The 14,003-nt window shown below is 38.9% G+C and carries 11 protein-coding genes; all 11 read left to right on the top strand.

The window, feature by feature from the left end:
* Positions 1-7 precede the first annotated feature (7 nt).
* The 11 genes from tssM (at position 8) to tssG (ending at position 13,997) form a co-directional block, all read left to right on the top strand.
* A complete protein-coding gene (tssM, locus tag QL986_RS03230; protein WP_016900102.1) occupies positions 8-3,517 on the top strand; it encodes a type VI secretion system membrane subunit TssM in 3,510 nt (1,169 codons plus the stop codon).
* On the top strand, positions 3,499-4,227 hold the full coding sequence (gene tagF / locus QL986_RS03225) for a type VI secretion system-associated protein TagF (protein ID WP_013462963.1): 729 nt from the start codon (positions 3,499-3,501) through the stop codon (positions 4,225-4,227). Before tssM ends, tagF begins: the two co-directional genes overlap by 19 nt.
* On the top strand, positions 4,220-5,017 hold the full coding sequence (locus QL986_RS03220; RefSeq protein ID WP_013462964.1) for a protein phosphatase 2C domain-containing protein: 798 nt from the start codon (positions 4,220-4,222) through the stop codon (positions 5,015-5,017). Before tagF ends, QL986_RS03220 begins: the two co-directional genes overlap by 8 nt.
* A gap of 203 nt (positions 5,018-5,220) precedes the next feature.
* Complete coding sequence (tssA, locus tag QL986_RS03215) at positions 5,221-6,336, top strand: type VI secretion system protein TssA (RefSeq protein WP_024602746.1); 1,116 nt, start codon at positions 5,221-5,223, stop codon at positions 6,334-6,336.
* A 15-nt stretch (positions 6,337-6,351) separates the two neighbouring features.
* Complete coding sequence (gene tssB / locus QL986_RS03210) at positions 6,352-6,855, top strand: type VI secretion system contractile sheath small subunit (protein WP_036955223.1); 504 nt, start codon at positions 6,352-6,354, stop codon at positions 6,853-6,855.
* The gene (gene tssC / locus QL986_RS03205; protein WP_013462966.1) at positions 6,852-8,342 is read left to right on the top strand and encodes a type VI secretion system contractile sheath large subunit; all 1,491 of its coding nucleotides are present in this window, start codon (positions 6,852-6,854) and stop codon (positions 8,340-8,342) included. The genes tssB and tssC (QL986_RS03205) overlap by 4 nt, the downstream gene beginning before the upstream one ends.
* 36 nt (positions 8,343-8,378) lie before the next feature.
* Positions 8,379-9,905 (top strand): type VI secretion system contractile sheath large subunit, encoded by a 1,527-nt coding sequence (tssC, locus tag QL986_RS03200; protein ID WP_028834236.1) that lies wholly within the window; start codon positions 8,379-8,381, stop codon positions 9,903-9,905.
* Between the two features lie 2 nt (positions 9,906-9,907).
* A complete protein-coding gene (locus QL986_RS03195; RefSeq protein ID WP_290191169.1) occupies positions 9,908-10,687 on the top strand; it encodes a type VI secretion system accessory protein TagJ in 780 nt (259 codons plus the stop codon).
* Positions 10,688-10,702: 15 nt separating this feature from the next.
* Positions 10,703-11,188 carry a type VI secretion system baseplate subunit TssE gene (gene tssE / locus QL986_RS03190; RefSeq protein ID WP_013462969.1) on the top strand — a complete coding sequence of 162 codons (486 nt, stop codon included), beginning with the start codon at positions 10,703-10,705 and terminating at the stop codon, positions 11,186-11,188.
* Entirely contained in the window at positions 11,185-13,011 is a 1,827-nt protein-coding gene (gene tssF, locus QL986_RS03185; RefSeq protein ID WP_013462970.1) for a type VI secretion system baseplate subunit TssF, read from the top strand. Before tssE ends, tssF begins: the two co-directional genes overlap by 4 nt.
* Positions 13,008-13,997 (top strand): type VI secretion system baseplate subunit TssG, encoded by a 990-nt coding sequence (gene tssG, locus QL986_RS03180; protein WP_036955215.1) that lies wholly within the window; start codon positions 13,008-13,010, stop codon positions 13,995-13,997. The genes tssF and tssG overlap by 4 nt, the downstream gene beginning before the upstream one ends.
* The last annotated feature ends 6 nt before the right edge of the window (positions 13,998-14,003 follow it).

Below are 14,003 nucleotides of genomic sequence, written 5' to 3'. Positions count from 1 at the left end.
GGCTGCAATGAGTTTCTCACAAAAATTTAAAAAAATAACCTACGCGCTAACATCACGAACCGCTATATTAATTATCGGCTTTTTAGCCTTATCATTATTAATTTGGTTTGGTGGCCCTTTAATCGCAGTGGCAGACTATGTACCGCTTGCAGGTGTAGCATCACGATTATTAACTATTTTATTGGTATTATTAGTTTTTTCAGTGACCAAAATTTATCGTCTTATGCAGCAAAATAAGCGCGATGAAAAAATGGCGGATGAGTTAATTGATAACAATGATGCCAATAGTAGTGAAGTAAACGAAGAAATTACTACTCTTAAAACGAGAATGAATGAAGCTATAGATTTACTAAAAGATGTAAAGCTATTTAAAGGTAAAAATATATACCAGTTACCTTGGTATATTATGATTGGCCCTCCGGGTGCAGGTAAAACAACGGTTATTCATAACTCAGGCCTCGATTATCCATTAAAAGATAAGCTAGGCGTTGACTTAGTTCATGGTGTAGGCGGTACGCGTAATTGTGACTGGTGGTTTACCAATAAAGCGGTATTAATTGATACCGCAGGGCGTTACACAACACAAAGTAGCCACGCAAAACATGACTCAAGAGCATGGGAAGGTTTTTTAGGGTTATTAAGAAAGCATCGCCCGTTACGTCCTATTAATGGCGTGATGATCAGCATGGGTATTTCTGAGCTAATGAGCCAGACCAAAACTGAGCGAAACCTACATGCTCGTGCTATAAAACAGCGTCTTCAAGAACTACAAAACCAACTAGGGATGACATTTCCTGTTTATGTTATTTTTTCTAAAGTTGATTTAATTGAAGGCTTTAGAGAGTTTTTTGCTGAGCTAACTGAAGAAGAATGTGAGCAGGTTTGGGGAATTACCTTTGAACTTGATTTAGATAAAGATACTCAGGTAGATGCGTTCAATAAAGAGTTCCATGCTTTAATTTCTAAGCTTACGGAGATGTTAAATCGTCGGCTTATTAACGAGCGTAACGAAGCTATCCGTGCCAAAATTTTTGAATTCCCTCGACAGTTACGGGTATTGCAGGGCGTAGGTGATGACTTTTTAAAAGAAATTTTCACCCCCAATGCCTATGAAGAATTACCCATGTTCAGAGGGGTGTACTTAACCAGTGCGACGCAAGAAGGGACACCGTCAAGCTTTTTAAATGATGCGAGCGCAGGGAAAACAGATTACATAAATCAATCTAAAAGTTTCTTTATTAAGAATGTTTTAGAAAGTGTTATTTTTCCTGAGCAAAACTTAGCAAGCACTAACAAACATCATGATAAGCAAAATAAATGGCTTCGCGTTGCAAGTATTTCAGCTGCGTGTGTTGCTTTATTAGGTTTTTCAGTTTCGTGGTACTTTAGTTTTGCATGGAATAGCAACTTAATAGACGCCACCGATGAGGCAATTACTACTTACCAAGAGCTCGATGCCTCTTCGTTTGATAGAAATAATTTATTGGTGTTGAACGACAGACTAAATGCACTGAGAAATCTACCTGCTACTAACTCTGAGCTCATTAACCCTGAGGATGCTTCATCAGTTGGTTTTAATAAGTTAACCGAAATTAAAGAATCTTCTACTAATGCTTACAAGCGTTCTTTACAAACGTATTTAGAGCCATTTGTTGCTAATACTTTAATTAAGGAAATGGAAGCGCATCCAGAACACTTAAGCTATTTATATGAAACGCTAAAGTGTTACTTAATGTTGTTTAAACCTGAATACTTTGAAAGTGAAGATATTGTGGTGTGGTTCAGTGCTTATTTAGACAGAAACTTACCCGGTGATATGAATATGCAAACGCGTGGTGAGTTAATGAATCATATTTCAGCTTTACTCAATGAGGGAATCACGCAAACCGAAATAGATAACCAAGCTGTGCGAGTTGCACGTGCAGAGTTAACTAAACTACCGATTGCGGAAAGAGCATACCAGCGTCTTCAAGCTGATTTTCTTGATAGTAGTATTCCGCCTTTCAGACTAACCGATATTATTAGCTTTGAAAGTGCACAAAAGTTTACTTTTCGTAATAACGGCGACTTAACGCGAAGCATTCCAGGGTTATACACTTTTAATGGTTTTCATGGCATTTTTAATATTGAAAAAGGAAAAATGCTTGGCAACTTAATGGCTAGTAGCTGGGTTTACGGGCAAGAAGCCTCAGGAACTTACGATATTTCTAAAGCGGAGATAGAGAAGAAACTAGAGCAGCGCTATTTCCAAGATTACATTTATTATTGGCAGTCATTTTTAGATGACTTGAGTCTTAATCAATACAGCTCACCCGCTGAAGGCGTCAATATTACTGATGTGCTAGCAGGCTCTGAAGCACCGATTAAAAATATCATCAATGCGGTGAAAAAGAATGTTCAGCTTACTAAACTACCAGTATCTGAAAATCAAAAAGTAGCTGGTGATGTGGCAGCCAATGCCGCTAAAGTCGCTATGCAAACTAAAGCAAATCGAATCAAGCGCTTTTTACCTGATGAAGCTCCAAAATTTGAAATTGATCTACCAGGTTACCAAGTAGAAGAAGCCTTTGAAGATATTATTGATATTGATGTTCAGCAACTTGATAATATTCAGAAAAATTTAAGAGAGTTAAATATTTATTTAACCAAGCTTGATAGAGGCGATCAGCTTAAGTACTCCATTAAAGATCAAATAAGCGGTAAGAGCAAACCTAGCTTTATTCGCCAATTAGAGTATCAAAGCAGCGACTTACCTTATCCATTTAATAGTTGGTTACTGGATATTAGTAGAGATACTAGCAACATAACCAAAAATAGTGCTAACAGGCATCTAAATGAAATTTGGAAAAGTAAAGTTTTACGCGAGTATAACGCGGCGATTGTGGGCCGTTACCCATTTGCTCCGCAGGCTGAAAAAGAAGTCAGCATTAAAGACTTTACCCGCTTCTTTGGTCCTAATGGCACCATAGACAACTTTTTCAATAGCTACGTAGCCCCGAGTGTGGACATGAGTTCAACCCCTTGGAAGTTTGAAAAAGATATTGGTATTAGCAACAACACGTTAAAAATGTTCGAGCATGCTTACAAAATTCAAACCGCATTTTTTGACCGTGGTAGTAATACTCCAAGAATTGAGTTTGGCTTGCGTACCTTTAAATTAGATAAAACGGTCTCAAGCTTCATGATTGAAATTGATGGCCAATCTATGATTTATCGTCATGGTCCGCTTAAGGTGACCAATTTTGTTTGGCCTGGTGCAAGTGGTCAAAGCAAAACTCGAGTGGTGTTTACTCCACCAAATGGTGGGCGTTCAATTAACACCACCTACCAAGGTGAGTGGTCACTATACAGAATGTTAGATGAACTGAGTGAAAAGCGAAGTAAAACGCGAGAAGACTTAGAGCTGCATTTCTCACTAATGGGTAACAATGCAAAAGTAGAATTATTGCCGAGTTCAATCAGGCATCCTTTTTGGAATAGCAGTGTAGAGAAGTTCTCATGTCCGACCCGATTGTAGATATTGGTTATCTTGGCAAAGTCCCTTGTTTAGGCGACTTTGTTCAAGATAATGTTACTAAAGAGTTTTCAGAGCATTGGGAGCAATGGCTTCAGGCTGCCATTGCTGTAAGTAAAGAACAGCTTGGTGATGTTTGGCAAGAAAACTATTTAACAGGTCCCGTTTGGCATTTTGCCTTAAGCCCAAATATTGTGGGTGATACTGGCGTTATGGGCACGTTATTGCCAAGTATGGATGCTGTGGGGAGGCATTATCCTCTCACGGTAACGCGAACAACACATATTGCTCCTGTCGATGTGCTTCATTCTGGTGTTTTTTCGTTGGAGTACGAAGATGCAGTACTCAAAGTACTTGATGGCTCCGTTGATTTATTTTCTTGGCGTAAAGAGTTAGCTAATACTTTGAGCGAAATTACTTCAACTAAAAAGCAAGTTAGTTTTGCAAACTCGCTAGATAAGAATAAACAGGCTACAGCATTGGAGTTTTCTGGTACCGAATTAAGTGATCACATTTTACAAGATACCATGCATGCCATTTTATATAAAAAGTATGGTGATTACAGTGTTTGGTGGACTCATGGCTCATGCAATATTAAGCCTATGGTGTTGATCACTTCGGCTCTACCGCCTGTAAATCAAGTGGCCGCTATGCTAGATGGACGATGGAAACATTGGGAATGGAATTTTACACAGGTAAAAAATAGTGATTAATAATTTAAGCTCAAGTTATGCCATTACCCACCGAGGTGCTGTTAGGCAACTTAACGAAGACGCGCATGTAGAAATTAACAGCCATAATTTATGGGTAGTAGCTGATGGTATGGGAGGACATGAAGCGGGTGAAGTTGCCAGCCAATTAGTTGTTGATGTTATAAGAACCCATGTTGAAAAGTTTAAACTAGAAGATTTAAACGTCAGTGACATTGTTAAAGCCATTGAAGATGCAAATAAACAATTAACTGAATATAGCGCGCAATACTTAAGCAACAAAACAGCGGGCAGCACGGTGACAGCTTTGTTTGTTAAAAATGAGCGCTATTACATTTTATGGGTTGGCGACAGCAGAGCTTATTTGTTGCGCAATAGTAAGTTGACTCAAGTTTCTAGAGATCATAGCCAAGTTAACGACTTAATAGATGAAGGAATGATTTCTGTTGAAGAAGCTAAAAATCATCCACTATCTAATGTAATTACCCGTGCCGTAGGAGTAATGGATGAAGTAAAAGTTGATATTGTTGAAGGGGATATAAACACAGGCGATATATTTTTACTGTGCTCAGATGGTCTTACTGGCGAGTTATCAGATGAAGAAATATGTTTGTCATTAGAGCCCTCTAGTATTATTGATTCAGGAATGGCGTTAATGCATTCTTCGTTAGTCAGAGGAGCCAAAGATAACGTGACCTGTATTTTAGTAAAATATGATGATGTGGATGCCAATCAATCGATACAATCTTGCAATTTGCAAGATGAGGCAACGATTCCATTGTTCACTAAGTAGCTGATTAAGCCCGTTTTAGTATAATCAAGAAAAAAAGTTGTAAATAAATCAGGAACAAAAAAACTGTTATTTCAATTATTTATAAAATAACATTAGCCAGCTTATCGGCATAATAGCGTCAAGGCTTGTAATTTAATTTAAAGAATGTAATATAATTTCCGCTTTGCTTCTTAGAGCACATGGATAATATTTAGGACAATGGAATGTTTTTATTTGAAGAGTATATTTCCCCTATTTCAGATGCTGAGTTTGCAGGTATTGATCCGCGCTCAGACGTCTCTCCAACGTCTACTTACTATGCCTTAAAAGATTTAAGAAACCAACTTCGTGCGGCTGAAAGAAATGCCTTAGTCGATGAAGAGGGAATTGCTTCACTTTCGCGAGATTGGCTGCCATTACTTGAACAATGCAGTGAGGCAGTTAAAAGCGAAAGCAAGGATATTGAATACCTTGCATGGCTAATTGAAGGTTTATGCCGCGTTCACGGGTTTAAAGGAATAGCGTTTGGTTTTCGCGTTGCCAAGTATTTGCTTGAACACCATTTTGAATCCCTTTATCCAACACTTGATGACGGTGATGAAATTTCAGACAAAGTGTCTGCCTTAGTTGGCTTAAATGGTACAGCCGGTGAAGGCACGTTGATCATCCCAATAAAAAGCATTTATATGACAGACAGTGTCAGTATGGATCCTTTTTCTTTTTGGGAGTATCAGCAAGGGTATGATATTTCGCGTTTAAATGATGAAAAGCGCGAAAAGAAAATAGCCCAAGGCGCAGTTGATTTTGAGCAATTAGAAAAAAGTGCCGCTGAGACCAGTACCGAATTTTTTGTGTCTTTAAAAAACGATATTGAAGATGCGATAGAGCAGTTTGCTGCCTTGAGCGAAGTTATGGATGAGGTGACAGGTGAGCCACAACCGACGTCTAACATCAAACAAGCATTAGAAGTGAGCTTAGCGGCGGTAAAACACGTAGCAGCAGATAAGCTTGAAGCAGCGCAAACTGCACTAGATAAAGCTAACGCTGAGCCTGAAGAGGAACTCGTTGAGGATGCGATTCAAGCTGACTCAGAGCAACCTAAAAAGCTTAGCAGTGATGAGATTAATTCAAGAGAAAACGCAATTAAAAAACTTCAAGAAATTGCGACTTTTTTCAGAAAGACTGAACCTCATTCACCGATGTCTTATACGATAGAACAAGTTATTCGATGGAGCGAATTATCGCTACCTGAGTTATTAAATGAGTTAATTACAGATAGTGATGCTAGGACTGGATACTTTAAGTTGTCTGGCATTAAGATCAGCGAAACTGAAACATAGTAAAAGGAGTTCTCAATGAGTATCCATGATAAGTTAAAACGAGTTCGTAAACCTAGAGTACATATCACTTATGATGTGGAAACTGAGGGCGCGGCAGTAAAAAAAGAATTACCCTTTGTAGTGGGTGTAATGGGCGATTTTTCTGGTGATAATACAGAAGCGCTTAAGCCACTAAAAGATAGACGTTTTATTCAAATTGATCGTGATAACTTTAATGATGTTTTAAAGCGTATGAACCCATCTCTACGTTTAAAAGTAGACAACACATTAACGGATGATGGTTCTCAGTTTGAAGTTAACTTGAACTTCAAATCGATTGACGATTTCGAGCCTGCAGCCGTTGTAAATCAAGTAGAGCCGTTACGCAAATTGATGGAAACGCGTAACAAGCTTCGTGACTTAATGACGAAGATTGACCGCTCAGAAGAACTTGAAAACGTACTAGAAGAAGTTTTAAGTAATACAGCAAGCTTAGATTCGATGGCGAAAGAACTTAACTTAGAGGAGACTGATAAATGAGCACTGAACAATTAGCAACAGAATCAGAATCAGTAGCAGAAGTTAGTTCTTCACTTTTAGAGCAAGCAATTGGTGCGACTAAACAAACAGAGTCAAGCCGTGCTGAAGAGTTACTGAAAACGTTAACTGAAGAAGCATTAAAAGGCACAGTTCAATGGAACAAAAACATGACTGTGACGTTTAATGAAGCAATTCAATTAATCGATCAAAAAATCTCAAAGCAGTTAAGTGTCGTAATGCACACGGATGAGTTTCAAAAACTTGAAGGCTCATGGCGCGGATTACATCACTTAGTGATGAATTCTGAAACTAGCTCAACATTAAAAATTCGTGTTTTAAACATGAAAAAGAAAGAGCTGCATAAAGACTTAAGTAAAGCTGTTGAGTTTGATCAAAGCCAAACCTTTAAGAAAATATATGAGTCAGAATTTGGTACCCCAGGTGGTGAACCGTATGGCACGATTGTAGGTGACTTTGAATTTACGAATCACCCAGAAGATGTTGAAACATTAAGTTTAATGTCTAATGTTGCAGCCGCTGGTTTCTGTCCATTTATTGCCGCATCATCACCGTCGTTATTTGGCTTTGATAATTGGGAAGAATTAACTAAGCCACGTGATTTAGAAAAAGTGTTTGAATCACTAGAATACACTAAATGGCGTTCATTTAGAGACAGCGATGATTCACGCTTTGTATCACTTACTATGCCGCGTTTCCTTTCGCGTTTACCTTATGGTGCAGCGTCAAAACCAGTTGAAGAATTTAACTACGAAGAATTTGAAGTTGAAGCGAAAGATGGCCGTTCAGTCAGCACTGATAATAGTGATTACTGTTGGAGTAATGCCGCATACGCTATGGCAACAAACATGACCGCTGCTTTTTCTCAATATGGTTTCTGTACTGCTATTCGTGGCGCAGAGGGTGGTGGTAAAGTAGAAGGCTTACCAACGCACATATTTACAAGTGATGATGGCGATCCAGATCTTAAATGTCCAACAGAAATTGGCATTACAGACCGTCGTGAGGCCGAGCTAAGCCAGTTAGGTTTCTTGCCTTTATGTCACTATAAAAACACTGATTATGCTGTTTTCTTTGGTGGCCAAAGCTGTCAAAAACCAAAAATCTACTCAACACCTGATGCAACCGCTAATGCTGCCATTTCAGCACGCTTACCTTACTTAATGGCGACTTCTCGTTTTGCTCATTACCTTAAAGTAATGGCGCGCGATAAAATTGGTAGCTTTATGGAAGCCGAAGACGTTGAATCATGGTTAAACCGTTGGATTCTGTCTTATGTAAATGCGACAGAGGGCGGTGGTCAAGATATTAGAGCACGTTACCCTCTTGCTGATGCGAAAGTATCTGTAAAAGAGATCCCAGGACAACCTGGTGCTTATAACGCTGTTGCTTGGCTTAAACCTTGGTTACAAATGGAAGAGCTTACTTCTTCTTTACGCCTTGTAGCTAAAATCCCAGAGATCGGTTAATAAAACCGCTCTCTGCATTAAGGATGATGCAATAGAATGAATCACGAAGAGTTTTCATTTATCAATCAAGACTTCACTTTTCAACAAAAGTCGCAGTCTCGAATAAGTGATAATGACGCTTTACTCGATAGGTTTTTGAACGAAAAAAACCTAGATAAAGCGTTATTATTATGGCTTGAAGGCTCTTCTGATTCTCCACTTTCTTGGAATAAGGAGTCATTGAGTCCTTATTTACAGCGTGTGATCATTGAACTCGATCAACTGATTTCTGCACAACTCAATCATATAATTCATGCAAAAAGCTTTCAAAATTTAGAAGCTAGTTGGCGAAATTTATGGTGGCTATTATTACAAACAGAGCAACAAGACAAAGAAAAAAAAGTAAAAGTTAAATTGCTTAATTGTGACTGGCCAACGCTCTCAAAAGACGTAAATAAAGCGATAGATTTCGATCAAAGTACGTTTTTTCAATTACTCTATCAAAACGAATTTGACAGTGCCGGCGGCGAGCCCTTTGGTATTGTGATTGGTGATTATGAAATTAGTAATGGTTGCTCAGCGGGCACTATTTACAACGATATAGATACGATTAAAGAAGTGTCAAGAACGGCTGCCGCCGCATTTTCTCCTTTTATATGTTCGGCATCGGCTAACTTATTTGGCGCTGATAGCTTTTCAGATTTAGGTTATTACTCTGATTTATTTAATCATTTTGAGCAGCCTGAATATATAAAATGGCAAAGCTTTAGAAAAATGGAAGAAGCTAGATTCATGGGTTTTACACTCCCTCATGTGCTAGTTAGGCCGCCTTATGCTAATGACGGTAAGCGCCATCAAGAATTCTATTTCAAAGAACAAATTATTAATCCAGAAACAGATATGCTGTGGGGAAATGCAGCCTATCAATTTGTATCAACAATAATCAGAGCTTACTGCGATAGCGGCTGGTTTGGGCATATACGTGGTATAGAGCCAGGGAAAGTGTCAAAAGGCTTAGTCACAGGGCTAGCTCGCGATAGTTTTGCTAATGATACTTATCAAAAAGAAGCCAAGCCGCCACTGGATTTGTTAGTAACCAGTAAGTTTGAAAAGCAATTTTCTGAACTCGGTTTTATCCCAGCCTCTTCGGTTACAAATACCGAACATATTGTTTTTTACAGTAATGCGTCGGTTCAAAAGACAAAAAATTACGACTCAAGCGCTGCTAATATCAATGCGCGCTTATCGTCTATGTTGCAATACATTTTATGTGTATCGCGCTTTGCGCACTATTTAAAATTATTGGCCCGAGATCGTGTTGGTTCTTATAGCACGGCTCAAGCGTGTGAAAGAGATTTACAAGCGTGGATCAATAACTACACAACCGCGTCAGACTCTGCGTCTGAGCACATTAGAAGTAAATACCCACTCAGTAATGCAAAAATAAAAGTAAGTGAAAACAAGGCTAATCCGGGTCATTACTTTTCGGTTTTGCAGTTACAGCCCCATTTTCAGTTAGACCAAATGGTCTCGAGTATTAAGTTAATAACAGAGCTCAGTCCTCATCATAAAATAAAGGAATAGTCATGAAGAAAATACACAGTTTAATTCGCGAGGGAAAACTTGCTGATGCTTTATTATGTTGCGCTACAGAGTTGCAAGATGAGCCTTTAAATTTTGATATTAGAAGTCTTTATTCTGAATTACTTTGCATTAACGGTGAACTTGAAAAAGCAGATAAACAGCTAGATTTTATGGTGCAAAAGAACCCTGAATTTGCTGTAGGTGCGGTTAACCTTAGGCATTTAATTCGCGCACAACAATCGCGTGTAGATTTTTATCAAGGTAAGGGTATTCCTAAACTCTTTCATGAAGCTAATGAGCTAGACACCTTGTTCTTAAAAATGCACGTAGCCCTACTTGAAGGCGAAACATCTGAAGCGGCAACGCTTGCAAAACAAATGGAAGCGCTTCGTCTTGAAAGCGTTGATGATGAGCATTCAGCAATTAGAGATTTAGATGATAGCTTAAGCCCATATTTGGAAGTGCTAGGCACGAATGGCAAGTTTTACCTTGCAAACTTTAATGAAATTGAAACATTAAAAGTAGAACCTGTAGCGTCTTTATTAGAGAGCATCTGGTTACGTGTTGAGATCACTATCAAAGACGGTCCTTCAGGCACGGCACATTTACCGCTGGTTTATGCAAACTCAAATACTGAGCTTGAAAAGTTAGGTCAGGTTTCTGATTGGGATGAACTACAAGATGAGTTTATTGTAGGTAAAGGAATGAAAATGTTATTTGTCAACGATGAGGCAATCACCATTCCCAGTCTAAAAATCAACGCCGTTGAAACAGCAGAGTAAGCGCAATAGACGATTATGATTGAACATAAGCAGCAACTCCAAGCATCTATTTTAGATAGGCTCATTGACGATGAGCCTGACTTTCAAGATGCGCCTTCTCGTACTGAGGGGATCAGCATTAGTGAGCTGAGAAAAAATGTGCGTAGAGACATAGAAGCGCTGCTAAATGCTCGAATTCAGTGGCATACCTGGCCATCACAATATGCTGAGTTGTCGACTTCGTGTTTATCATATGGTTTGCCTGATTTTTCAAGTATGTCTGTAAGCTCTCACGAAGGGCGTGCACTTTTATGCGAAACCGTAAGAAATACAATTTTAAAATTTGAACCACGGTTTATTGAAGTAGAAGTGTTTACCGATGATGAAGTACCCGTGAACAGAGTATTAAACCTAAGGATTAACGCCTTGTTGTATGCCGATCCAGAACCTGAATTTATTAGCTTTGATTCTGAAGTTGAGCCAGTTAATTTAGGTATGAAGATTATTGAGGCCTCTTTATGAACGATGAGTTATTGAAGTACTACAATCGCGAACTAGCGTTTGTTCGCCACATGGGTAAAGACTTTTCTGAAAAGTACCCTAAAGTTGCCGGGCGATTAAAGTTAAGTGATGACCATATTGAAGACCCTCATGTATCTAGGCTAATCGAATCGTTCGCATTTTTAACTGCAAATATTAGGCAAAAACTAGATGACAGCTTTCCTGAACTAACGGATGCTCTATTGGGGCAAATGCTGCCAGACTATCAAGCGCCTATCCCTTCAATGTCGGTAGTAAAATTAGAAGCTGAAAATCTGTCCACCACGGGCGTGGTCATTCCAAGAGGCAGTGAAGTAGAAACCAATGTTGAGTCGATGAAGCAATGTAAGTTTCAAACCTGTTACGAAACTTATTTATGGCCTGTTGAGATCACAAGTGCCCAATTTGATAATAGTCCGTTTGTTGCCCCTAAGCCTCGTTGGCATGAAAAAGCTAAGTCAATTTTTAAACTTGAGCTAACCGGTGAATATCCGGGTGTATCATTAGCTGAAACCGGGCTGGAAAAATTACGATTATTTATAAATGGCCAATGGCATCATACGCTTAAAGTGTATGAACTATTATTTAAACACGCTATTGGTATTGCTTTTGATAATGGTGAAGAGGGTATAAAGTACCTTTCTAAAAACCAGTTAAAAGCCGTAGGCTTTGATGCAAATGAAGCGGTGGTGCCCTATTCGCAGCGCTCAAGTGCTGGTTATCGGTTACTGGTGGAAAACTTTACCTTTCCGGAAAAGTTTCGCTTTGTTGAGCTTGAAAATATTCGTTCATCACTGCCTAAAAAGTCTAACAAATGCAGTGTGTATATTTACCTTGATTCAGAGTCAACCGAGCTTGAAAAGCAAGTAGACAAAAATATGTTTTTAATGGGATGTACACCCATTATCAATATGTTTGAGCAAGAACTAGAACCGATTCGCCCTGAGCTGAGTGAATACGAATACCAATTAACACCACGCTATATGGACTCTGAAATCTCAGAGGTGATTGGTATCTCAGAAGTTATTGCGTTTGATCACAAAGGGAACAAACAAATAGTGTGTCCTTTTTATGGGCAGACTCATCCACGATACCAAGGCCATGATGATTTATTTTGGCACATCCGCAGAGAAACCGCCTCATGGGCCGGTGGCTATGTTGAGTCAGGTACGGAATCGTTTCTATCATTGGTAGATGCACGATTTGAAAATAGCGCTATGGATTATGCTGAAGGGAACACGGTATTAACAGTACGTGCTAATTGCAGTAATCGAAACCTTCCTGCTAGCATGCCTTTTGGAGATGATGAACTCGGACTTTTAATGCCTGAACGTGGTGATGTAATAAAAAAAATACGTTGTTTAATCCCATTTACTCATGCAGTTAGACCGATATTAGCCGATGCAACTCGTTGGCAATTAGTTAATCATTTAACCCTTGATGCGTTTAGTGGAGATGATGCATGTAACAAGCTTAAAGAAGTGTTACGGCTGTATGACTTTAGAGCTTCACCGCAAACAAAAGGCCTTATCGATAATATTTACCGCGTGATTGTAGAACCAGCAACGGCGCGTGTTGTACAAAAAGGACGAGTAAGCTTCGCAACGGGAAGCGAAATAGAAATTACCTTTGCCAATGATGATTTTTCGGGAAGTGGTATGTTTTTCTTTGCTTCTATCCTCGATCATTTCTTTGCACAATTTGCGGCAATAAATAGCTTCACGCGTGTTAGTTTAAGGCTCAAAGAACAAGAGCAAGTGTATTATCAATGGCCTGCTCGAGTTGGGGAAAGCCCGTTAATATGATCCAGCATATTATTTCTCAAGCGTCACAAGTTGATTTTTATAAAGCTGTTTTCATTATTGAAAACCAGCTTAAAAAGCATTGCTTAGAGTATCGCTATGTAGGGTATGACAGTAGCCCAAAGCAAGAGTTAATTAAATTTACCGCAACACAAAAATTTGGTTACCCAGGTAACGCTATCACAAAATTAGAGCAAGCTAGCTTTGAAGATGGGTTGCATAAAGTCAACATGCAGATCTCTTTTATGGGATTAACGGGTTGCTCGGGTGCTTTACCCCAATTTTACAGCGAGCTGGTGATGCAGCGTCTTCGCTATAAAGATACCACCATGCGTGACTTTTACGATATGTTTAATCATCGTTTGGTGTCTTTATATTATCGAGCGTGGAAAAAATATAAGCCGTCTTTAAATCATGTGAACAAAGATAAAAACAAAGACCCATATACACAAATATTGGGACTTTTAAGTGGCGGCTACAATGATCATCAGTTGCACTTTTCAGGCCTTTATAGCCGAAAAATTCGCAACGCTTTTGATTTAAAAAGTGTATTGAGCTCTTACCTTGGTTGTGATGTTGTCATCAAACAAATGGTAGGAAAGTGGCATGATTTGAAGCCACAAGAACAAACTTGTTTAGCAAGTGAGCGCCTATATGAGGGACAACATGCTCGCTTAGGCGTTGATACCGTAATAGGTAAAAAGATATGGGATATTTCTTCTAATATTGAGATTCATATCAGCACTACTGATATTGATAAAGCAAAATCCTTGTTACCGAAAGGCAAGTTATTTGAGTTAGCTACAAAGATTGTAAAAGATTATGCGGGCAATGCGATTTCATTTCGACTTATCATCGAATCAGATTTTCAACAACTTGATGCGGTGCAGTTGTCTAAACGGGAATGCCAACTTGGCGCTAATAGCTTTTTAATGGCGAGTAAAAACACCCCTAAATTTAACCCTATTAAGTTATCGTTTAAAGGATAATTAAAA

The organism is Pseudoalteromonas sp. APC 3250 (genome assembly GCF_030407915.1).
GTDB classification, from domain to species: domain Bacteria; phylum Pseudomonadota; class Gammaproteobacteria; order Enterobacterales; family Alteromonadaceae; genus Pseudoalteromonas; species Pseudoalteromonas tetraodonis.
Note: the sequence above shows the minus strand (reverse complement) of the source record. Positions and strands in the feature narration are given on the sequence as shown.